The sequence below is a fragment of the Pseudomonas putida genome (assembly GCF_004357765.1).
GTDB lineage: Bacteria > Pseudomonadota > Gammaproteobacteria > Pseudomonadales > Pseudomonadaceae > Aquipseudomonas > Aquipseudomonas putida_U.
Genome location: NZ_SMTE01000009.1, coordinates 150,102 through 172,668, shown reverse-complemented (window position 1 = coordinate 172,668; position 22,567 = coordinate 150,102). Strand labels below are relative to the sequence as shown.

The following is a 22,567-nucleotide window of genomic DNA, read 5'->3' as shown; positions in this document are numbered from 1 at the left end:
CCCGCCCGGTCTATTGCGCCGCGATCTGCCACCAGCTCGGAAACATCTGTTGCACCCGCGCCTCGGCGAAACGTTGATCGATCAGTACCAGTACGCCATGGTCCAGATCCCCGCGGATGACGCGGCCTGCAGCCTGGATCACCTTGCGTACGCCAGGGTACAGGTAAGCGTAGTCGAACCCCGCGCCGAACTGCCGCCCCAGCCGCTGCTTGAACTGCTCGTTGACAGGGTTTACCTGGGGCAGTCCCAAGGTGGCCACGAAGGCGCCGATCAGGCGCGTGCCAGGCAGGTCCACGCCTTCGCCGAACGCTCCGCCGAGTACAGCGAACCCGACGCCCTGCCCTCCTTCCACGAAACGATCGAGAAACGCCTGGCGCGCCGCCTCGTCCATGCCGGGCGCCTGGGTCCAGATCGGCATGCTGGGATGGCGCTCGGCCAACAGCGTGGCCACCTGTTGCAGGTATTCGAAACTGCTGAAGAACGCCAGGTAGTTACCCGGGCGGCGCTGATACTGGGTGGCGATCAATTCGACGATCGGCGCCAGCGACGCCTGGCGCTGGTGATACCGGGTCGAGACCTGGCTGGCAATGCGCACCTCCAGTTGCTCGCTCCGAAACGGCGCGGCCACCTCGAGCCAGGCGGTGTCGGCGGGCATGCCCAGCAAGTCGGCGTAGAAGCGTCGCGGGCTGAGAGTCGCTGAGAACAGTGTCACGCTGCGCGCGGCCTGCATGCGAGGAGCCAACAGACGCGCCGGATTGACGTTGCGCAGGCACAAGGTGGCCAGGCGCCGTTTGCGAGCGCCCTCCCGCTGGCTGATATCGAACAGAAAATGCTCGTCGAAACATTCCGCCACCCGGCTGAACTGCAGTGCCTGATAGAAAAACTGCAGCACTTGCCCATCCACCTCGGCAGGGGTTTCGTTCAGTTTCGCCTGGATCAGGCCAATGCACTGCTGCAGAGCCCGCAGGAACACCTCGGGCAACTGCTCGCTGGCCTGGTACGGGGCGCGTTGCTCCTTGTACAGGGCGTTCCACTGCCGGTTCAAGCGGTCCAGGGCGCTGACCAAGCCCGGGGGCTTGCTCTGGCGCAAGGCAAGCAGTTGGCCCTGATCGAGGCTGGCGCTGTACATGCCACGGCCGCGCTCGACCAGGTTATGCGCCTCGTCCACCAGCACCGCCACCCGCCACTGGTTGCTCTGGGACAGGCCAAACAGCAAGGCGTGGGCGTCGAAATAATAGTTGTAGTCGGCCACCAGCACGTCGACCCAACGGGCCATCTCCTGGCCCAGGTAATACGGACAGACCTGATGCGCCAAGGCCACCTCGCGCAGGCTGGCGCGATCGAGCATGGGCAGGTGCATGGCCGCCTCGCGTGCAGACGGCAGGCGGTCGTAGAAGCCCTGGGCCAGTGGGCAGGACTCGCCATGGCAGGCTTTGTCAGGGTATTCGCACGCCTTGTCCCGGGCGATCAGCTCTAGCGTGCGCAACGCCGGTTGTGGCGTGACATCGGTGATCTGGCGCAGGGCATCCAGGGCCAAGGCCCGGCCCGGCGTCTTGGCGGTCAGGAAATACACCTTGTCCAGCTGCTGGGGAACCATGGCCTTGAGCAATGGAAACAAGGTGCCCAAGGTCTTGCCGATACCGGTGCTGGCCTGTGCCATCAGACACCGGCCGGTACTCACCGCCTTGTACAGGGTCTCAGCCAGTTGCCGCTGGCCCTGACGAAATTGCGCATAGGGGAAGCCCAAGGCCTGCAAGGCGAGGTTGCGTGCAGCCAGACGCTGTTCCTGGGCCTGCGCCCAGCCGAGAAAGCGTTGGCACTGAACGAGGAAGAAGCGCTCCAGTTCGGCTGCCTCGTAGGGTTCGCTGATCAGGGTCTGGGCATCGCTGTCGACATCCAGATACACCAGCGCCACCTCGATGCGCGACAAGCCCCGCGCCTGGCACATCAGCCAGGCATAGACCTTGGCCTGGGCCCAATGCAACTGCCGGTGGTTGTGCGGCTGACGGGCCAGATCGCCGCGGTAGGTCTTGATCTCCTCCAGGCGATTGGCCACCGGATCATAACCATCGGCTCTTCCCCGGACGTGCAGGCCTTGGTGCTCGCCTTCCAGGGTGATTTCCGACTGGTAGTGCGCGTTTCGTTTGGCCACCACCCGGCGGTGCCCCTCCATGCCTTCCTGGGCAGTGGGCGACGGCGTGAAGCGCAGGTCAAGATCGCCGACCTTGGCACTGAACTCACACAACGCGCGCACCGCCACTCGATAGCTCATGCCGCCTCGCTCCAGCGCACGTGGCAGACGGCGACCGCCAGACCCTGCTCGCGGCAGAACTCAAGCCAGCGCAACTGGTTGTCCTGCAGACGATCACCCGGCCCCTTGACCTCGACCATGCGGTAGGTGCCCTGATCGGGCCAGAACTGGATCAGGTCGGGCATGCCGGCGCGGTTGTTGCGGATGTCCTGCAACAGGCGCAGGAAGCATTGCTTCAGCTGTGCGGCCGGCAGACAGGTCAATGCCTGTTCGAGCAGGGCTTCGCTGAGCATGGACCAGAACACGAACGGCGACTGCAGGCCGTGCTTGGCTGCATAGCAATCGCGCATGGCCTGGCGATAGCTGCCATCGTCCAGGCGCGCGAAGCAGGCTTCGAACAACGCAGCACGGCGCAGTTGGAAGTCACTGTCGTGAAGGTCCTGGGGGGCAGCCTGGAACGGGTGGAAGAACGCACCCGGCACCGGGGCGAAGATCGCCTCCCAGCACAGCAGGCCGAACAGGCTGTTGAACAGTGTGTTCTCCACGTAGTGCGCCTGACCACCCGCCTCGGCCAGATGCTGGCGCACCGCTTCCTCCACGCCCAGCGCAGCCTTCTCCCGTGGCAGCTTGAGTTCGATCAAATCCAACGGTGCCTGCCGATGACGGCGTTGCGGTGGCCCGCCAAGCTTGCGCGCCAGGCGTGGCAGCATACGCTCCAGCGCCTGGACTTCCAGAGCGTTGGCTGGCGCGGCGGCCAGGTGCCGGGCCAGGGCGTGAGCCTGCGCCCAGCGCTCGCTGCGCTCGAGCACCCGGACCTGACGGATACGCGCCTGGGCATGGCTGCAGTCGGCATACACCGCCAGCGCCTGGTCCCATTCGCCGAGACGCTCGCACTGCTGACCGAGGGCGAACAGCAAGCGTGCATGACGCCGGGCCAACCAAGGGTTGTCACTGCGCAGGCCCTGCAAGGTAGCGAGAATCTGCTGGGGAGCCTCACCGTGCTCGAGCCGCTCGGCACACTGGTGCAGAGCCATGGCCAAATCGACTTCGTCACGCCGGCGCAAGGCCCGGGAATCGGCACTGAACGTCACTTGCTCATAGCGCAGCAGGCCCAGATCGGCGAGCACGAAGTCCGACCAGTCTTGGTACAGATTGCCGAAGAACAGCAGGCGCATGCGATCGCACAGGCCTTGCTGACGCCATTGCACGATGGTCACAGGCGGTGTCGCGAACCAGGCTTCCAGCGGCCGGGCTTCCAGCGCCAGGGCTTGCAGCTGGGCCAGCAGCTCGCGTTTGCTGGCACGAGGACGAGGCAACCGGTCGGCGAAGCCGCTGACCAATTCGTCCTTGCGCAGCAGGCCGAACAGCTCGGCCAGGCTGAGCTGCTGCGGCTCGGCCACCCACCCCAGCGCCAGCAACGGTTGCAACGCCTGTTCGGTGGCGCCGATCTCGGCATAGGCCAGACGGTCGAGACGAAACAGCTCTCCCTTGCGCATGACCATGCGCACCATCAACGCCTGCGCGGGTTGATCGAGCTGAGCGAAGTGGTGCAGGAACGCCAGCTCTTGCTCATCGAGCAGGTCGGCATAGCGCTGTTCGACCCATGTCAGCACCTGACGAAAATTGTGCAGGTAATACAATGGGTCATCGACGGAATGGGCGATCACGGGCGAAGTCAGTTTGCCAAGTTTGGCACTGGTTATACATACAGACCCAGATCCAGGCAAGCGCGACGGATCAACGGTAAAACGCTAGCACTCGCCTGCCTGACCCAGCACCTCGGTCATCCGCTGCAGGGCCGCTTGCAAGGGGTCGGTCTGTCCATCCAGCCAGATCAGTGCCAGGTACTGCGAATGCTGACCCTGGACGCTGAACCAGTCACCGGGTATGGCCTTGAGCGTCGAGCCCGCCAGGGCGGTGATCACCCGGCGGACAGCCCCGGCGTCATGTAGACGCAGCCAGACGATATCCCCTCCCGCGGGCTGTTCGAACGCCAGTTGCTGGCCGCACTGAGCCATGAGCTGCTGGCACAGATAGCCCATGCACCAGCGCATCGCCTCTCGCCAGCGCCGCAGGTGAGCGTCGACTTCCCCCTTGTCCAATAGACAGGCAAGCGCTTGCTGTCGCACCGGAGAGAGCTCGAAGCAGCGACGCGCGAACGCCCGCAGGACCTCGTTATGGCTGCTCAATACATAGGCATAGGGAGCCTCGGCCCCCGCCGAGGCTGCCAGCGACCCCAGTACCAGCAGCCAGCGTGGGTCGATCAGATCGCGCAGGCGCAGGCTGGACGGGGTGCTGTAACAGCGTTCGCTGTCCAGGTCGTTCTCCACCACCCAGACAGGGTACTGAGCCAACAAACCGGCTATCGACCGCTGCTCGTGCTCACCCAGCAAACGCCCCTGCGGCATGCCCAGGCAGGAGGGCATCACCACGGCTCGCACCGGTTCGGTCTTGAGCAGGTGGTCCATGGCCACCAGATCCAGTTCCCCCGACACCAGGCACGGCACTTCGAGCACCCGCATGTCCACGTCCTGCATCGCGCTGAACAGCCGCCAGCAGCACGGCGACGCCACCAACGCGGTGGCACCACGCAGCCCGAGGGCCGGTAGCAGCGTCTGCAGCACCGCCCTCACGTCCGGCCCCAGATGCACATGCTCGGCACGCCAGGAGTGCGAGGGCGATCGGGTGTAACGCTGGGCCAGGACTAGGCGCAAGCGTTCACCGGCCAGTCCGTGAGCCTGGCTCAGACAACGATCGCTCTGGCGCAGCAGGCGACGTTCATGGCGGTGCAATGCGCGCTCCAACTGCGAACTTGCGGGCATGGCCGCCCCCTGCCCCCACAGCCAGGGCAAGTCGGCGCCTGGCGAGCCTGCAACCTCGTCATCGGCACGGACGAAATAGCCACGCTTGGCAATGGAAACCACTCGCCCCTCGTTCTCCAGCAGCGCATAGGCACTTTGCACCGTGGCCAAGGACACCCGCAGCCGGCGCGCCAGCGCGCGCAGCGAAGGCAGACGCAACTGACCGCTGCGCGGGGCGTTGTCGATCAACCCCTGCAGATAGCGATACACAGCCTGATAGGCAAATTCGCCCGGTGTCGAACGCCCCATCAGCGACTGGCCCCGCCTCGCGGCAGCAGCCGCAGACAGACGTCACGTCGCGCCAGCCGCGCCAGCAACTGCATTGGGGCCTCGGGCAGCTTACCCTCGAAGATGGCCCGCAACTCAGTCAGTGCCAAGCCGCTGGTGTTGACCAGCCAGTCCTTCACCGCATCTGGGCAGTCCTTGCCTTGCAGCGCGCGCAACAAATACGGCAAGGCCACGAGCATGTCGGGATGTCGGCACCTGAGAAAGGTCTCGAGGTTACGCCCGTGATCGGCGAATGGCCTGAACAGCAAGCAACTGCACTGTGCCGGTTCGACACCGTAGGCATTGGGATCTGGCCCCAGGGCGGCCTGCTCATCCCCATTCCGGCCGGCCGAGGCTGGTGGTTGCTGCAGGTCGATCGTTTGGGCACAGCGGGCTTGCAGGTCGGCCAGCCGCTCGAGGCTGGTGGGGTCGAGGAACGCGCCCAGCGACGGGCTGTCCAGGGCCGTCTCGCCTGCGCACTGGAGCATTTCGTCGAGCTGGCTCTCATCATGCAGGTGCAGCAGCAGGTCATCGAGCTTGACGCCGAGCAACGGCATTCGGTCCTCGACAACGACCGCGACCGAGGTGGACGGCGTTTCCAGTGGCGATCCGGCAACGGCGTTCAACTGGCTCAGACCACTCATCAGCGTAGCCAGACATTGCTGCACGGCCTGCGCTGCGCGTGGGTCCGCCTGACGCAGTGTTCGTCGTGCCCAGGCCAGGTAACGCCGACGTTGCCGTTCGGGCAAGGCAGTGACGATCGCATCGGCAGACGCAGCGTTATCGTCGATGGCCCGACACACGGCATCGGCCAGTTCCAAGTGCAGGCGACAGCCCAACAGCGCCTCGCCACCGACATCCTGCAGGTGGCCGAACAACAGCAGTGACCGGCGATGCATCGACCAGTGGTCGCGGTGAAAGGTGGACCGCCCCTCGAAGGGCACCGCCTCGGTACCTTCGATGATCTGCAGGCTCACCCGCGGATCGTCGGCCATGAACAGCGCGTTGAAACAACGCTCGTGCCGCTGCACTACCGCGCTGCCCGGCCCCGGCAGGCAAGCGACGAGCACCCGTAGCTGGAATGTGGCCGGCGCGCGCAGGGCGATGCACAACTGCGCTGCACGCAGCATGGCCAGCAAGCGCGCACTACGTCGGTCGTTGCCATGCACCACCAGCAGGCGGAACGTGCCGATGTAATCAGGGCCGCCCGCCGCCACCAACAGGCGCTGCACGAGCAACTGCATCGAGGCGCGCTGCGCCGCAGACATGTGCCTCATCAAGCGCTCCAGCACCTGCTCGTAGATATAGTTCATGGCTTGATTATGAGTCATTGTCACTGGGTCACCTCGCCAACTTGGTTAGTTCATCCCCGTACTTGCGCGACAAGACCTGCTCAGAGCATTCAAAAAAGAAAACTCCTACAGATACTTCGGAAGTATGTAGGAAATGAAAAATCATCATATCGATAGCCATCATGCCGAGGCGGTCGAACAGGCCAGACCTTGCCTGGCGCTGCTCCGCAGCAAACTATCATTGAGCCATTATCAAGCGTTGCGCTCGGAATAAAAGATACAGATCCCGGTAAAAAAACCATGCAGCAGGCAAGAAAAGCCACCTTGTATTGAAGGCGCAATTAAACCCACGCAGAAAAGCGTACCAATAGATGACAGAGATCAACTATCGATCAAATTTAGTGTAGGATTTTGCGATTACGTAATGTAGGAATCGCATATAAAAAAGCCCAGGACATCCGCCTGGGCTTGTTGAAAAGCGGCCCGCTGTCGTCGACTAGCCCGCGCCGAGATCCAGGATCACCCGTCCGCCGCACGGGCATGCGTCCATGTATCGATGGGCCTCGACCACCTCGCTGAAAGGATAGACCTTGGCGATCTGCGGCTTGAGCAGTTGGTCAGCGGTGAACTGATTGATATCGCGCAGGGCCCGGTGCAACGCCACCTGATCCTGGTGGATACCCAGCTCGGGCTTGCCGGTGAAGTTGCTCACGCAGTGCACGTAAAACTGGATGTTCTTCTGGAATGCCGCGCAGGCCGGGAATGGCGTCTGGTTGCCACCCTGCAGGCCGTATAGCACCAAGCTGCCACGCGGCGCCAGGACATCGCCGAGCAATGACATCTGTGGGCCGCCCAGGCCATCGAGGACCATGTCCACGCCACGTCCGCCGGTGTATTTGCCGATTTGCAGCAACAGGTCCTGCTCTTCGGTGACGATCACCTTGTCGGCGCCCAGGCCCAACAGGTATTCGCGCTGCTCGGTTTCCTTGGTGGCGGCGAACACGGTCAGACCCAGCGCCTTGCCCAGTTGCACGAAGGCCGGCCCGGCACAGTGACTGGCGTCGGTCACCAGCGCAGTCTGCCCGGCCTTGGCCCGGGCCAGGTCGACGTAAGCGAAATAGGCGATCAGCAAGGGCGTGTAATGCACACTGGCCTCGATGGGCGTGAGCAACGCGGGATAGCGGGTGATGGCCGTGCGGGGCAGCACGATGACATCGCCATACACCGGATGCTCGTTGGGGCTGGTGGCCGGGAAGCTGGCCACCCGGTCACCCACGGCGATATCCTCGACGCCCTCGCCAACCGCAGTGACCACGCCGGCCATCTCGTGCCCGATCCCCGCCGGCAGGCGCGCCTGGGAGGGTGCCAGGTTCTGCCGCCAGAGCACGTCGTACCAGCTGATGCCGATGGCCTCGACGCGAATTTGCACCTCGCCGGCAGCAGGCGTCGGCTCGGCCTGCTCTTCCAAGCGGAGCACGTCGGCCGCGCCGAACTTGTGGAATCGGATGATGCGGGACATCGCATACCTCGCCTATGTGAATCTCGTATTACCACGCACTTTATCCGGGCTTACCCCGTTAGACCATCAGCGGCCGTTAATAGTCGACATGCTTCTGATCGATTGGGCACCTGATCGCATCGATGCCCAGAAACCGGTGCAGGGTAGCAGCCTTTGGCCTTAAGATTCACCCCTGCCCCACTTTAGGCGAAGCGCACCGATGAATCGAAACGACCTGCGTCGCGTAGACCTCAACCTGCTGATCGTGTTCGAAACCCTGATGCATGAGCGCAGCGTGACCCGCGCCGCGGAAAAGCTGTTCCTCGGCCAACCGGCGATCAGCGCGGCCTTGTCGCGCCTGCGCAACCTGTTCGACGACCCGCTGTTCGTGCGCACCGGCCGCAGCATGGAGCCGTCGGCCCGGGCTCACGAGATCTTCGCCCTGCTGTCGCCGGCGCTGGACTCGATTTCCACCGCAGTCAGCCGTGCCGCCGAGTTCGACCCGGCTACCAGCAACGCGGTATTTCGCATTGGCCTGTCGGACGACACCGAATTCGCCCTGCTGCCGCAACTGCTCAAGCGCATCCGCGCCGAGGCGCCGGGGATCGTGCTGGTGGTGCGTCGGGTCAACTATCTGCTGATGCCGACCCTGCTGGCCTCGGGCGAGATCTCGGTCGGCGTCAGCTACACCAACGACCTGCCGGCCAATGCCAAGCGCAAGATATTGCGGCGCAGTCGGCCCAAGTTGCTGCGCGCCGACAGCATGCCGGGCAGCATCAGCCTCGACGACTTCTGCGCCCGCCCCCATGCGCTGGTGTCGTTCGCCGGGGACTTGTCCGGGTTCATCGACGAAGCGCTCGAAGAAATCGGCCGCAAGCGCCACGTGGTGCTTGCGGTGCCGCAATTCAACGGGTTGGGGAGCTTGTTGGCGGGGACGGACATCGTCGCCACGGTACCCGACTACACCGCGGACGTCCTGACCGCGGCAGGAGGCTTGCGGGCCGAGGACCTACCGATCGAGGTGCGCAGTTTCGAACTGCACATGGCGTGGCGGGGGGCGCAGGATAATGATCCGGCGGAACGGTGGTTGCGGTCGAGGATTCAGATGTTCTTCGGCGACCCTGAGAGTCTTTAGGCGTCGTCGGGCATTCTGAAAGCGGAGATGATGGTGCTGGAGTAGCGCTGGGAAATCCGCTCACCTTCCAGCAGAGCCACTGAACTGGCCGCCTGGCCAATCATCTGCCGCAGAGGGATAACACCGGGCCGTGCTTCGTCCAGCACCAGCGCGGTGATGTCGCCGATGCGGGGCAGGCGCTGCGAGACATCCATGAGCAGCAGTTGCATATCCAGGAGCTGCAACTGACCGCTGAACGTTTCGACATTTCCCGCGAGATGCTCCACGACGGCCTGTGGGATATCGAGGTGGTGGCCGGCGACCCGGCCAACCCGAGCAACACCATCTGGTGGTCGTCGCAGATGCGCAGGCTGCTTGGTTGCAACACCGTCGAGGAATTCCCCAACACCTTGGAAAGCTGGACCTCACGCCTGCACCCCGACGACAGCGCCGGTGCCATTGCTGCGTTTATCGCCCATGTCGACGATCGCAGCGGCAACACCCCGTTCGATGTGGAGTACCGGCTTCGGCACCAGAGCGGCGCCTATCGCTGGTTCCGCGGCCGTGGGCAAACACGCCGTGGTCAGGATGGCGCGCCGTTGCGGGTAGTAGGGGCTATAACTGACATCCATGCCCGCCATGAAGAAAGCACCATCCGCGAGGCACAGGCGCAACAGCATCAGGTAATGCAGGATACCCTTGGCAAACTCACCCACATCGTCGCCACCATCCAAGGTATCGCCAGCCAGACCAACCTGCTGGCGTTGAACGCCGCCATCGAAGCAGCACGCGCAGGTGAAGCCGGCCGTGGTTTTGCCGTGGTCGCAGACGAAGTGCGCAAGCTAGCCACACGTACCAGCAAGGCGACCCAGCAAGCGGCACAGATGATCGACAGCTAGGGGTGATCGCGTCCGCTTGAAAATACGCGGACACCATCGCCCCTAAAGCAGTCAGATCACTTTTACCGCGCGGCCAATGAACTTCACCGGCCCCGTAGGCAGGCCGGTAGGCGAACCGCCAGATTTCTCCAGTGTCAGTTCGAACAATTGATTGGCCTCTAGCGGTGGCAGGCTCTCTAGCGGAACACGATAGAGCTCCCCAGGTTTGACCAGGCCCAATGAAACCGGTGCTTGCCACTGTTCGCCCTTGGTCCAGAACTGAAGGGCCATGCCTTCGGGGACAGCATCCCGGCCAAGCGGGATCAGCTCAATCATGCGGCTATCGCTGGTCTGCACCACCCAGCCGGCGGTTTGGCTGTTCGGCGCCACCAATACCACCACGAATTGGGTGGGCGGCGGAGGCGCAGTAAGCAATGTGAACGCCAGGACCGCGCTTGCAGCCAGCCCCGCTGCACTCAGCCCTTGCCACAGGCCGAGGCGTCGCCACCATCTAACTCGCTGTTGCGCGGCAGGTGCGGCCAGTTCATTCAGGCTGCGCTGGATGCGGCCCCACAGGCGGGCGCTTGGTGGTTGTGGCGCAGCCAGCGCGGTCAGCTCCAGCAAACGTGCTTCCCAGGCATTCACTGCGGCGCGCAAAGCCGAGTCGCTGACCAGGCGCTCGGTCACTGTGGCGTGTTGCTGTGGCGACAGGGTTCCCAGCACGAACTCGCCGGCGAGGCTGTCCAGTTCCTCGGCAGTATCCGGCTTCATTCCAGGCACTCCCGCAATGCCTTGAGGCTGCGCTTGATCCAAGCTTTGACGGTGCCCAATGGCGCCCCCAGCAGCCCGGCGATTTCGGCGTGGCTGCAGCCGTCCACATAGGCGTGCAGGATGCAACGCTGTGGTGCAGGCTGCAGCTTTTCAAGGCAACGGTAGATCTTCGCCGACCCTGACCAGAGGTCAACGTCATCGAATCCCCCGTGCAATGTGGGCGTCGTATCCATATCGGCTTCGTCCAGTACGGTTTCACGGCGTGAATCGCGGACCGAATTCAGTGCCAGGTGTCGGGTGATGCTGTAGATCCAGCCGCGCGCAGAGCCGCGTGCGGGGTCGAAGCTGGCGGAGCGGGTCCAGATACGGATAAAGGCATCGTGGACGATGTCTTCTGCGCTGGCGTCGTCACGCGCGATGCGCCGGGCAACGCCCAACAGGCGCGCGCCTTCGTGGTCGTAAAGCGCCTGCAGGGCACGCCGGTCACCCTGTGCGCAGGCCTCCAGGCAGCGGTGGAAGTCGAAGGGGGCGACAGGCGAGTTCAACGTGTGCAGCTTCCTTGTGTCATGCAAGGTTCCCCGGCCATCCAGCCGGGGGCTTGCCAACGAGCATAGATGAAGATTGCAAGGTGTCTGCTCAAGTGCGTCTTACTTGGCTGTCCAGAACACATAGTCGGCCTGATACTTGACGAACTGCCTAGCACCTTTGTTCTGCGCCGTACAGTCGCTTGCCGGCGCCACGCCGCCACGGGTGGCCAGGCGCTGGATGTAGCTGACGCCCTGCATGGCGCCCTCGCCTTCGGCCATGTTGGCCTTGACCAGTTGATAAGGTATAGCGCCCTTGTCTGCAGGTGCCACCGCCACCTGGGTACCGGTGACTTTTGATCCATCCTTGGCCTGCCAGGTGGCGGGTGGGCCGAAGTAGTCGCCCACCTGCCTACCGGCACGGTCATTGAGCGCGGCCTTGGGGCCTACGAAGGTCCATTCGGTCTGGCCGGGGGTGTTGGCCTTGTCGCGGCACTCGTAGGTGATCTCGCCGACGCCGACGGTCTCGAGCAAGACGCGATGACCATCGGGGACCTTGACCGCATCTGGCAGTGCGGTTTGGGCGTGAGCGGGTTGCAGCGCCAGGGCGAGGCAACAGGCGAGCAGGCAGACGGTGGGTTTGAGGCTCATGGGTGGTGCTCCTGACAGGTCATTTGGCTGGGCAGTCACAGGCCGCCCATAAGCAATACCCACCAACGGCCGGACTGGATGCACTGAATGGGTAAAAAACTGGTTTCGCCCATCAGGACCGACCGCTAACGACCCAAAGCTGCCCTTCAGACCTAATGCCTGCTGACGCCTGTTCAACTATCGGTCGGCTCCTCCAGGATCGCCACCGCTCGCACAAAACCCGCTGAGGCGCGTCGAATCTTGTAGGGGAAGCAACTGACCAGGAACCCACGATTGGGCAGGAGCTCCAGGTTAGCCAGTTTCTCCATCTGCCCATAACCGATATCCCGCCCAGCCTTGTGCCCTTCCCAGATGATCGAGGCATCCCCTGTTTCCTTGAAACGCTCACGGGTGTACTTGAAAGGCGCATCCCAGCTCCAGGCATCGGTTCCGACCACCCTCACCCCCCGCTCCAGCAGGTAGAGCGTCGCCTCACGGCCCATACCCACCCCGGCTTCCAGATAACCAGGCTGGCCGAACAGTTTGCCCGCACGGGTATTCACCAGGACGATGTCCAGCGGCTGCAGTTCATGCCCAATGCGCGTCAATTCTGCCTCGACCTCTGCCGCCGTGACGACATGGCCATCGGGCAGGTGGCGCAAGTCCAGTTTCACACCCGGCTGCAGACACCACTCCAGTGGTAGTTCGTCGATGCCGAAGGCCGGCTTGCCGCCGTCAGTGGTGGACGCATAATGCCAGGGCGCGTCCATATGCGTACCGCTGTGGGTGGTAATCTGAAGGCGTTCTGCTGCCCAGGACTCATCGCCTGGCAGATCTTCCTTGCGTAGGCCGGGAAACATCGCAGCCATCTCCGGCCAGCCCTGCTGGTGATCCATGTAGTCGATCTTGGGTAGCAAGGGTGGTGGATCCGTATAGGGGTTGTTGTCCAAGGTGACAGACAGATCGAGCAAACGCCGTGAATTCAACTTCATACCAGAACTCCTCTTCGATGGGCTGCACGGATGCTGGATCGCGGCGGCAGGTCAAGGGCATTGCGCAGCAGCGCGGCGACCGATCCGTCGTGGGCGAAGCCAAGCGCGCGGGAATGGGAGGTTCGCAGTGGTGGGTAGCGACCGAACAGTGCTTCCAATTGGGGGTCCGGGTCGAAGGTGATGCGCGCACCGTTGGCTTCGCCAAAACTGGCCGCCAGCCCTGTCAGCACCTGGGCGATGGAAAGATGCAACACAGGCAACTGCCAGATGCGTTGGTTGCCTGGGTCTTCCAGTTCGGCAGCAAGCAGCAGGTTGTCCACACAGCAGCAGGCTGACATCCACCAAGCACGTGCTTCAGGCGACACCGGACAGGTATAGGCGTCCCCTGCCGCATAGGCATGCAAAAGATCACTCATGAACGCCGAACGCAAACCGTTCGGCTCGCGTGGCCGTGCGACGATGCCTGGCAGGCGCAGGGCACGACCGTCCACCTCGCCACGACGGGACAAGTCCTGCAAGGCGATTTCGACCATGCGTTTGTGCGCCGCATAGGAAAGCTGTGGGAACGCCGGTTGGGCTTCATCCATGCGCAACGGCAGCTCACCGCCATAGACCGCTACGCTGCTGGCGTACACGAGCACCGGCGGACAATGAGAATTGCGTAGCTGGTCGAGCAACTCCAGGCTGGCTTGCAGATTCACTTGGTAACCCAGTTCGTACTGCACCTCGGCCGCGCCTCCCGGCACACTGACCAGATGGAACACCACGTCGACACCGTCTGCCAGTATCCGGCGTAGCAAGGCCGCGTCGGTGATACTGCCGGTATGGCGGCGAAGGCGCGTATCCTCAGGCAAGCCATCGAGTGCCTGGTCCAGCACCAGCAATGCCTCGATGCGCTGTCCACGCAGTTGTCCCCTGTCCAACAGGCTCCGCACCAGCTGTTGGCCGACGAAGCCGTTGGCGCCGGTGATCATCACGCGCATCGCCCGCCTCCTTGCACCACCCGCTGGTCGATGGCACCGAACAGCACTCCACCACGGTGATCACGGGCCTCCATGCGGACACGATCACCAAAGCGCATGAAGGCCGTGCGGGGGGCGCCAGAGGCGATGGTCTCAATGGCGCGACGCTCGGCAATACACGCCGAGCCCACACTAGGATCGGCATTGGACACGGTTCCAGAGCCGATCAGCGTACCGGCACTTAAACGCCGCGTCAGTGCCGCATGCGCGATCAACTGGTGAAAGCCGAAATGCATGGCTCCCCCATGGGGGCTGCCAAACCAGTCTCCGTTCCACTCCACCTGCAGCGGCAGGTGTACCCGCCCCTCGCGCCATGCTTCGCCAAGTTCATCCGGGGTAACCGCCACCGGCGCGAAACTGGTCGCCGGCTTGGCCTGGAGAAAACCAAAACCAGTCTTCATTTCCCTTGGGGCCAGGGCACGCAGGCTGACGTCATTGAGTTGCAGCACCAGGCGCACATGCTGCAATGCATGCTCCGCTGGGCAGCCCATGGGGACGTCATCGAGCAACACAGCAAACTCGCCTTCAAAGTCTATGCCGTGCGCTTCGCTGGGTAAGGGGATATCCGCGCATGGTCCGAGAAAATCGTCACTGGCGCCTTGGTAGATCAGCGGCGTGTGCTCGACACCCTCGATGGGGTCGAGGTTGAAGGCTTTTTGCATCAATTCGCCATGGCTGAGAAAGCAGGAGCCATCCAGCCATTGGCTGGCTCGCGGCAGAGGCGCGGCAAGCCGAGTCAGGTCGAGATCGAAGGCGCCCGTAGCGGTGCCGTCGTTGAGCTGCTGATAGCGTAGCTGTAGACGGGCTTCGACTCGGGGCCAGTTTTCCAACGAAGCTTGCAAGTTAGCGGCGATGTCGCTGGCATCGACTGCTCGCCTGAGATCTCGGGCCACCACCAGCAGGCGGCCATCGCGGCTACCGTCATTGAGCGTGGCAAACTTCATGGCAATAGCTCCTTGAGGTCGTCGGCATAACGTCCATCAAGCAGGATGAAGACCATCCGTGCCATCTGCTCGCTGCGGTTGCTCCAGGCATGATTGGTACCGCGCTGGACTACGATGTCACCGCGTTTGAGGTGGACTTCGCCATCGTCCAGCACCAGCCAGACCTCGCCTTCGGTGACGATGCCATAGTCCAGGGTCTGGGTGCGGTGCATCAGCTTGTGTTTCGAATCGGCCTTGCCTGTGCCTGCACTGACCTGACCGATCTCGGCGAACACAGCCGCCGCCTCCTCGGCACTGACATGGTTCTGTACGCTGTCCGGTGGAATGTCCACCACTCGGATCACGCTGCCCATCGCGGCTGGGCTCAATTGCAGCGGCTGCGATGTCGGATCATCGCCGTTGTCCAGCAGGGCGGGGCTCTCGACACTGTTCCAGACCTCATAGAACAGGGTGCCGGGGACCGCCACGAGGGGGAAGTTGTTCGGCGTCGGACCGCAACTGGCGATGACCGCCTGGCCCTCGGCATTGTGGCCGGTCACGACACGTTTGAATGCAGGAAGCGGTTGCATGTTGTCTCCTTTCAGTTGCCGTCGCCGATGGTCGTGCCACCGTCGACAATAAGATTCTGTCCCGTGATGAAGGCACCACCCGGTGCTGCCAGCAGCAAGGCTAGGGCTGCAACTTCTTCGGGGCGACCGACCCGCCGCAGGGGTGTCAGGGCCAAGCGCCGCTCCAGTACCTGCGGGTTGTCGGTCAGAGGGCGAGCGAACTCGGTGTGGATGACGCCTGGACTGATGGCATTGACGCGAATGTTCGCTGGCCCCCACTCCACCGCCAGGTTGCGCGCCAGCTGTGCAAGGCCAGCCTTGGACAGTCCATACAGGCCCAGCCCCTTGTTGCCACGCACACTGGCGATGCTGGCCATCAGCACCACGCTACCGCCGCCACTCTCGGCCATGGTTGGGAGCAGTGCGTTGGTCAGCCACAAGGCGCTGCGCAGGTTGACCGTGAAGGTCAGGTCCCAGTCGGCATCGCTGGCCGTGGCCAATGGCCCCATGTGGGGGGCGACACCGGCATTGCACACCAAGGCATCGAGATGCCCGAAATGATCCAGGCAGCGACTGGCCAGGCCTTGTACCGCCTCGGGGTCGCGCAGATCGGCGACCAGGGCGATGGACTCGATGCCTTCCAGCGCCAGTTGCGCCACGGCCTCCTTGCAGCCGTCGGCACTCTCGCTGCTGATGGCAATGCGCGCACCGGCATGCCCATACTCACGGGCGATGGCCAGGCCAATACCGCGGGTGGCGCCGGTGATGAGTGCAGTCTTGCCCGTCAGTGACAACAGTTCGCTCATTGCGCACCTGCCACCGCGGCAGCCCGCGTGCGACGCATCATCACCAGACACACCGGCGCCATTAACAGTTGCCCGATGGCGATGAGCAACAGCGCGTGAGGCAGCTGCGCAGCCGCACCTGCCGTCAGCGCCAGCACCAGCAGCGGGCTGAAGAACTCTCCAGCGAAGATTGCCGCGGTAAATCCGCCGGTGGCGCGGCCACGCTGCTCGAAGCCGACTTGCCGCATCACCAGGGTGATCAGCGTCGGTAACAACAGGCCGACACCCAAACCATTGATGAGCACTGCCACAACCACCGCTGCATGACCACCGGCCAAAGCCATCAAGCCACCACCGACCCCAGCCGTGGCAAAACCCAAGGCCAACAGGCGGCAGGTCGCCAGTCGCGACAGCAGATGGGAAGCCAATGCGCCAGCCAGCACGCCCAGTTGGTTGGCCCCCATGGTCAAGCCGACTTGTCGCGGCGCGTCAACATGCAGGAGTTGCAGCAGGTAACCTGCTTGTACCGGGACGATGAACAGACTGATGCCGGCCAGTGCGCTGAGCAGGTACAACGGCGCCAGGGCCGCCCACGGAAAACGTGATCGCGCTGTCTGTTCGCTCGCGCTGTGTCCGGCAGCAGGCTCCCACAGCACGGCGGCCATGAGCGGCAGGCACAGTAAACCCACGGCATAGAGCACGAAGGGGAAGCGCCAGCCGCTTTCGCCCAGCGCGCCGCCTACGCCCATGAACAGCGCCGCCGACAACGATGTCACCACCATCTGCAGGGCGAACAATCGCGCTCGACGCTGGCCGTCGAAATAATCGCCCATCAACGTCGTGCAGCAGGTCATGATCCCCGCTTCAGCCAGGCCGATGCCGCCGCGGCTGACGACGATCATGGGCAGCGACTCCAGCCACAGCGGCAGCAGTCCGCACAAGCTGTACAGCAGCAGGCTCGCCAGCAACAGTGGTCGACGCCCGACACGGTCAGCGAGCACCCCGACCAACGGCGCCAACAAGGCAATTACCAGCGCCGGCAGTGTCAGCGCCACCGGCACCAGTACGGCGACGCCCGGCGTATCGGCAAAATGCGTGTGCATGCGTGGAAGTACCGGTGCGATGAGCACCGCACCCAGCACGGGCAGGCAGCTGCCGAACAACAGCAGCGTGCCCTGGAGGCGTCCGGCGATGCGTTCAACGGCCATGGCTCACCTCCTCGAGGCGGCGAAAGCCGGCGCCTGGCTCCATCAGCCCAGCCCCTTCTTCCCGCTGCCCGGGCTTGAATTGATGGGCCGACACATTCGGCTGCGGCTCGGTGCTGGTCTGACGTTGCGGCAAGAGGAAGTAGGCCAGTGACGGCAGCAGGATCAGCGCACCGACCATGTTCCAGACAAACATGAAGGCCAGCAGCACGCCCATGTCGGCCTGGAACTTGATCGGCGAGAAGATCCAGGTACCGACGCCAATGGCCAGCGTGACACCGGTCAGCATCACCACCTTGCCGGTGAACAGCAGGGCGCGGTAATAGGCCTGGGACAGGCTCGCCCCTTGGCGCAGCTGGGCCAACACGATACTCATCACGTACAGCGCGTAGTCCACACCGATGCCGACCCCCAGGGCGATCACCGGCAGGGTCGCGACCTTCACGCCAATGCCGAGCGCGACCATCAGCGCTTCGCAAAGGATTGAGGTCAGCACCAGCGGCAGCACCGCGCAAAGTACCGCGCGCCAGGAACGGAAGGTCACCAGGCAGAGCAGGATCACCGCGCCATACACCCACCAGAGCATGTCGCGATTGGCCTGCTTCACCACTTGGTTGGTGGCGGCCTCGATGCCCGCACTGCCAGCGGCCATCAGGAAACTGGCCTGCTCGCTGTTGTTGGCTTGGGCAAAGCCCTGCACGCTATCCACCACCCGCGCCAGAGTGTCGGCCTTGTGGTCAGTGAGGTAGGCGTAGAGTGTCAACAGGCTGCAATCGTCGTTGTACAATCCTCGCGGGGCATTGGCGGTGACCATATTCAAGGTCGCCTGGTTGTTGACCAGCTCGTACCACTTCGGATTACCTTCGGAGAGCCCGACCAACACCCGGCGATTGAGCAGTGCCAGCGAGTTGGTCGAATCCACCCCCTGCAGGCCACGCAGTTGCCAATCCAGGTCATCCACCTGCTTGAGCGTTTCATAGGCCGAACAACCACCAGGCTCGGTACGCACCATGACTGCGAACACATCGCTACTGGCGCCGTAGTGCTGGGTGACGAAGGCGTTGTCGCGGTTGTAGCGCGAATCGGCACGCAGCTCAGGGGCACCGGCGTCGAGGTCGCCGACCTTCAGCTGCTGGCTTACGACATAGCCACCGACTGCCATCAACGCAGCCAAGGCGATGCATGAGGCAGCCCAGCGACGCTGGGTGAACGCGTCGAGAAACCGCCATAACGCATGTTTGCGCGCACCACTGGCTTCGGCCTCTTCGGCGCGCAGGCTGCGCCGCGCTGCACGGGCACTGACACCGACGTAAGAGAGCAGCACCGGCAGCAGGATCAAATTGGTAAAAATCAGCACCGCCACGCCGAGGCTGGCGATCACCGCCAAGTCCTGGATCACCTGGATCTGGATGATCATCAGCACGGCAAAGCCCACGGCATCGCACAACAGTGCGGTGAGCCCAGCCAGGAACAGGCGACGGAAGGTGACACGCGCCGCCACCAGGCGATGCATGCCACGGCCGATGTCCTGCATGATGCCGTTCATCTTCTGCGCGCCATGGCTCATGCCTATGGCAAACACCAGGAACGGCACCAGCACCGAATAGGGGTCAAGCTCGTAGCCCAGCAGCGGCAGCAGGCCGAGCTGCCAGATCACCGCTACCAGCGAGCACACCACCACCAGCGCGGTACTGCGTACGCAGCGGGTGTACCAGTACAACACCACGGCGGTGATGGCGATGGCGGCAGCGAAGAACAACAGGATCTGCCGCAGCCCGTCGATCAGGTCGCCCACCACCTTGGCAAAGCCGGTGATGTGGATCTGCACGCCCTGGCTCTGGAAGCGCTCGCGCAGGCTTTCCAGTTCATGGGCGAAGGCGGTGTAGTCCAAGGCCTGGCCATCCGGGGTCTTCTCCAGCAGCGGCACATAGATGATGCTGGAGCGCTGGTCGAAGGCCACCAGTTGGCCGATCTCGTTGGACCGCTCGACGTTGCGCTTGAGCGCATCGAGACTCGCGGCAGCACCATCGTAGCCATCGGGAATCACCGGGCCGCCCTCCAGGCCCTCCTCGGTCACTCCGGTCCAGCGGGTGGATGGGGTCCACAGCGACTTCATTGCCGTACGGTCGACGCCTGGCAACAGGTACACCGCATCGTTGAGCTGCTGCAGGCTGTGCAGGTAGCCCTGGTCGTAGATGCTGCCGTTCGGATTGGCCACGACGATGCGCACCGCGTTACCCAGGCCGGCGAGTTCCTGGCGGTGCTCCAGGTAGTTGTGGATGTACGGATGATCGCGCGGGATCGTCTTCTCGAAGCTGGCGTTGAGGGTCAGCCGTGAGGCCTGCCAGCCAAGCAGCAGCGTCACCGCCAGGCATAGCAGCAACACCAGCGCTCGGTGGTTGAATAGTGCACGCTCCAGCAACGAGCCGGACGTGCTGTCGAAGTCATCGAGGCGGCCGCTGGACGGCTCAGGTGAATTCATGGCGTGCATGGCTCAGTCCGTCGTGTTGGTGGGAGAGGAAGCCGCCAGGCGGCGTGCGCCGGCCATGCCGACGGCGACGATGGCGCCGTCGGCCGCAAGGGTGGCGGCAGTCAGCGGTAAACCATCGGAGACCGATATGGGCTGCGCGGCATAGGCGTCCAGGCCACTGCGCAGCAACATTCCCGCCTGGTTGACGAGCAGCAGTTGGCCGCCGGCGACGCGCATGCCGTTGAGCGATGCCGGTAGCGGATTGGCCAGTGCCTGGAAACTCTGGCCATGATCATCGGAGGCGAACAAGGAACCCCGCAATCCGCCGACCAGCAACCGCCCGCTGGGCAACACGGTGGCGGCGAAGTAACTGCCGTCGTAGGGCCCCTGCAGCGCCTCGAAGTGGCCCCCGCCATCGCCCGAGCGCAGCAGAAGGCCCTGTTCGCCGACGACATACAGATTGGCGCCCTGGCGTGCCAACGCGTACAGATGCAGCCCACGCCGATTCGGCAACTGGCCCATGCCGGACTGCCAGGTGCGCCCGCCGTCGGCTGTGCTCATGGCCAGCCCGTAGGCCCCCACGACCAGGCCATGACGCTCATCGGCGAAGCTCAACGCCAGCAGCGGCTTGTCCGCGCCATCGGCCAGCAATCGTTGCGCAGCTGCCACGCGCCGGGCATCGGTGGACACCTCGGCGGCCTGCAACTCCAGGACTGCGGCGCGCTTGCCGTCTAGCTGCAAGGTCCAATGCTCGCCACCGTCCTCGCTGCGCAGCACCACGCCGGCGTGGCCGACCGCCCATCCGTGCAGTTCGTCGACGAACTGCACGGCCGTCAGGCTGACGCTCACCGGCACGGCCTTGGCTTGGCGCCAGGTTGCGCCATTGTCATCGGAGAGCAGCACCACACCACGCTCGCCCACCGAGACCAGGCGCGAACCGGCCCGGGCCACATCCTGCAACACCGCGCGCAGGGCCTGGGGGCCATGCACCGCGGGTTTGGAGAGCACATCCACACTGCTGCCGGCGAAAGCCGGAGGCAGCCCGCAACAGGCGGCCAGCAGCCAGCCGTAGAGCATCTTGTTCATCGCACGCAACCTTTTGTTCTTGTAGTCGGTACAACCGCGCCACGCTGCGCAGGCTCAGCGCACACCCTCACCCGCCATGGCGTCGGCGGTGAACACCGAGTCCTTGTAGGGCGGCACGATGCGGTACTGCTCGTTCTTGCCGGCAAACAAGTCACCGGCGAACCAGGCACCGGAGAGCAGGTCGTAGAAGCCGTTGGTCAGGGTCACCACGCCCGGCAGGTCCGGTAGTACCACCGGTGAGGTCCAGACCACCTTGGCCAGTTGGTCGCGGGCGTCGTAGCGCTCACCCAGCACGGCGGCCCAGGTGTCTTCGTCGAGGTAATAGGTGCTGCGTGGCATCACATGACGCTGGCCGTTCTTCAGCGACGCCTGCACCACCCAGACGCGGTGTAGTTCCCAACGGATGGACGCTGGGTTCAGGTGGTGCGGATCGAGCAACGCCTCTGCGTTTGCGGCGGTGAACACTTTGTTGGCGTTGTAGGGGATGTACATCTCCTTCTTGCCCAGCAGTTTCCAGTCGAAGCGGTCGAGGCGGCCGTTGAACACGTACAGCTCGTCGAAGCTCATGACCCCCGCGGTAGCCGGCGTCGGCGTGTCGCAACAGGCGTTGGGCAGGCGACGTACCCGGCGCTGACCGGGCAGGTAGGTCCAGACCGCGGCCTTATCCGCGTTGAGGTTCTCCAGGCCAGTGATGGCTTCCCCTGCTCGCAGTGGTGGGCCATCGTTGGTCATGCGAATGGACCAGAACACACCTTTATCGCCAACGCCTCCGGGCAGGTACCAGGGCATTTGCAGGTCGGCACGCGAATCGTTGGTGAGTACGTGCTTGCCGTCTGCGGTCGTCAGGTACTGGTTGAAACTGGCGTGCCAGGACGCCCCCCGCCAGCGCAACAGGTGGTTCCACATAGCCTCCACACCGTTGGCCGGGATCGGGAACGGAATGCCCCCGGCCGCCCCTTCAGGCATAGGCCCGGCAGAACCGTCCACCAGCTTGCCACTGGTGGCGTTGGCGAATGTGGCGTCGTACACAGACTGCGGCGCGGCCGCGCTACGGTGGGTCGGGTAGACGTCTAGGCGATAGCTCTCTGGGTACTTCTTCAGCATCGCCTGGATGCCTGGGGTCAACTTGTCAGCGTACTGCGCCATGTTCTGCGCGGTGATGGTCAGCAATGGCTTCTCGCTGGCGAAAGGGTCGCCGCGTTTGCCACCGTCTTTGTAGGTCGGATCGGCCTTGGTGTAGCCACCGGTCCAGGCAGGGATGCTGCCGTCGGCATTGCCGGCGCGCTCGCCGCCAAGCGGGGTCAGGGTGGTCTTGAGGGTGGCAGCCTGCTCGGCGGACACCGCCGCATGGGCGCCATGGGCGAACAACAACGAGGCACTCAAGGCAGTAAGCAAGGAAACGACTTTTTTGTTGTGTTTCATCGGAAGA

Annotated in this window: 19 protein-coding genes and 1 pseudogene; 2 read left to right on the top strand and 18 right to left on the bottom strand. The window is 63.8% G+C overall.

Annotated elements, in window-relative coordinates; all coding sequences use genetic code 11:
* Positions 1–10 precede the first annotated feature (10 nt).
* The 5 genes from E2H86_RS15315 to E2H86_RS15295 form a co-directional block, all read right to left on the bottom strand.
* Positions 11–2,272, bottom strand: coding sequence for an ATP-dependent DNA helicase (locus E2H86_RS15315; RefSeq protein ID WP_133329244.1), 2,262 nt, complete (start codon positions 2,270–2,272; stop codon positions 11–13).
* On the bottom strand, positions 2,269–3,918 hold the full coding sequence (locus E2H86_RS15310; RefSeq protein WP_133329242.1) for a VRR-NUC domain-containing protein: 1,650 nt from the start codon (positions 3,916–3,918) through the stop codon (positions 2,269–2,271). Before E2H86_RS15310 ends, E2H86_RS15315 begins: the two co-directional genes overlap by 4 nt.
* Before the next feature lie 84 nt (positions 3,919–4,002).
* Positions 4,003–5,361, bottom strand: a complete 1,359-nt coding sequence (locus tag E2H86_RS15305) for a GntR family transcriptional regulator (RefSeq protein ID WP_133329240.1) — start codon at positions 5,359–5,361, stop codon at positions 4,003–4,005.
* Complete coding sequence (locus E2H86_RS15300; protein WP_133329238.1) at positions 5,361–6,716, bottom strand: hypothetical protein; 1,356 nt, start codon at positions 6,714–6,716, stop codon at positions 5,361–5,363. The genes E2H86_RS15305 and E2H86_RS15300 overlap by 1 nt, the downstream gene beginning before the upstream one ends.
* A gap of 451 nt (positions 6,717–7,167) precedes the next feature.
* A complete protein-coding gene (locus E2H86_RS15295; protein ID WP_133329236.1) occupies positions 7,168–8,190 on the bottom strand; it encodes a zinc-dependent alcohol dehydrogenase family protein in 1,023 nt (340 codons plus the stop codon).
* A 199-nt stretch (positions 8,191–8,389) separates the two neighbouring features.
* Between E2H86_RS15295 and E2H86_RS15290 the strand changes: the two genes are divergently transcribed.
* Positions 8,390–9,304 (top strand): LysR family transcriptional regulator, encoded by a 915-nt coding sequence (locus E2H86_RS15290; RefSeq protein WP_133329234.1) that lies wholly within the window; start codon positions 8,390–8,392, stop codon positions 9,302–9,304.
* Here E2H86_RS15290 and E2H86_RS15285 read toward each other — a convergent pair.
* The gene (locus E2H86_RS15285; RefSeq protein ID WP_243744063.1) at positions 9,301–9,513 is read right to left on the bottom strand and encodes a hypothetical protein; all 213 of its coding nucleotides are present in this window, start codon (positions 9,511–9,513) and stop codon (positions 9,301–9,303) included. The genes E2H86_RS15290 and E2H86_RS15285 overlap by 4 nt on opposite strands.
* On the opposite strand from E2H86_RS15285, the pseudogene E2H86_RS26450 reads away from it, so the two are divergent.
* A pseudogene (locus E2H86_RS26450) lies at positions 9,481–10,182 on the top strand (methyl-accepting chemotaxis protein); the annotation flags it as partial. The gene E2H86_RS15285 and the pseudogene E2H86_RS26450 overlap by 33 nt on opposite strands.
* A gap of 51 nt (positions 10,183–10,233) precedes the next feature.
* Here the strand turns inward: E2H86_RS26450 and E2H86_RS15275 are convergent.
* The 12 genes from E2H86_RS15275 to E2H86_RS15220 all read right to left on the bottom strand — a co-directional run bounded on the left by E2H86_RS15275 (position 10,234) and on the right by E2H86_RS15220 (position 22,560).
* Positions 10,234–10,932: an anti-sigma factor gene (locus E2H86_RS15275; protein WP_133329232.1), complete on the bottom strand. Its 699-nt coding sequence runs from the start codon at positions 10,930–10,932 to the stop codon at positions 10,234–10,236.
* Positions 10,929–11,477, bottom strand: coding sequence for a sigma-70 family RNA polymerase sigma factor (locus E2H86_RS15270; protein WP_133329230.1), 549 nt, complete (start codon positions 11,475–11,477; stop codon positions 10,929–10,931). The genes E2H86_RS15275 and E2H86_RS15270 overlap by 4 nt, the downstream gene beginning before the upstream one ends.
* A gap of 102 nt (positions 11,478–11,579) precedes the next feature.
* Positions 11,580–12,107 (bottom strand): DUF3455 domain-containing protein, encoded by a 528-nt coding sequence (locus E2H86_RS15265; protein ID WP_133329228.1) that lies wholly within the window; start codon positions 12,105–12,107, stop codon positions 11,580–11,582.
* Between the two features lie 173 nt (positions 12,108–12,280).
* Positions 12,281–13,078, bottom strand: a complete 798-nt coding sequence (locus E2H86_RS15260) for a cyclase family protein (RefSeq protein ID WP_133329226.1) — start codon at positions 13,076–13,078, stop codon at positions 12,281–12,283.
* Positions 13,075–14,061 carry an NAD-dependent epimerase/dehydratase family protein gene (locus E2H86_RS15255; RefSeq protein ID WP_133329224.1) on the bottom strand — a complete coding sequence of 329 codons (987 nt, stop codon included), beginning with the start codon at positions 14,059–14,061 and terminating at the stop codon, positions 13,075–13,077. The genes E2H86_RS15260 and E2H86_RS15255 overlap by 4 nt, the downstream gene beginning before the upstream one ends.
* On the bottom strand, positions 14,052–15,044 hold the full coding sequence (locus E2H86_RS15250; protein ID WP_133329222.1) for a fumarylacetoacetate hydrolase family protein: 993 nt from the start codon (positions 15,042–15,044) through the stop codon (positions 14,052–14,054). The genes E2H86_RS15255 and E2H86_RS15250 overlap by 10 nt, the downstream gene beginning before the upstream one ends.
* Positions 15,041–15,613: a cupin domain-containing protein gene (locus E2H86_RS15245; RefSeq protein ID WP_133329220.1), complete on the bottom strand. Its 573-nt coding sequence runs from the start codon at positions 15,611–15,613 to the stop codon at positions 15,041–15,043. The genes E2H86_RS15250 and E2H86_RS15245 overlap by 4 nt, the downstream gene beginning before the upstream one ends.
* A gap of 11 nt (positions 15,614–15,624) precedes the next feature.
* Positions 15,625–16,398: an SDR family NAD(P)-dependent oxidoreductase gene (locus E2H86_RS15240; protein WP_133329218.1), complete on the bottom strand. Its 774-nt coding sequence runs from the start codon at positions 16,396–16,398 to the stop codon at positions 15,625–15,627.
* Positions 16,395–17,585 (bottom strand): MFS transporter, encoded by a 1,191-nt coding sequence (locus E2H86_RS15235; RefSeq protein WP_133329216.1) that lies wholly within the window; start codon positions 17,583–17,585, stop codon positions 16,395–16,397. Before E2H86_RS15235 ends, E2H86_RS15240 begins: the two co-directional genes overlap by 4 nt.
* Positions 17,575–20,073 (bottom strand): efflux RND transporter permease subunit, encoded by a 2,499-nt coding sequence (locus E2H86_RS15230; RefSeq protein ID WP_133329214.1) that lies wholly within the window; start codon positions 20,071–20,073, stop codon positions 17,575–17,577. Before E2H86_RS15230 ends, E2H86_RS15235 begins: the two co-directional genes overlap by 11 nt.
* 3 nt (positions 20,074–20,076) lie before the next feature.
* A complete protein-coding gene (locus tag E2H86_RS15225) occupies positions 20,077–21,138 on the bottom strand; it encodes a WD40/YVTN/BNR-like repeat-containing protein (RefSeq protein WP_133329212.1) in 1,062 nt (353 codons plus the stop codon).
* A 54-nt stretch (positions 21,139–21,192) separates the two neighbouring features.
* Complete coding sequence (locus tag E2H86_RS15220; RefSeq protein ID WP_133329210.1) at positions 21,193–22,560, bottom strand: DUF1329 domain-containing protein; 1,368 nt, start codon at positions 22,558–22,560, stop codon at positions 21,193–21,195.
* Between the last annotated feature and the right edge of the window lie 7 nt (positions 22,561–22,567).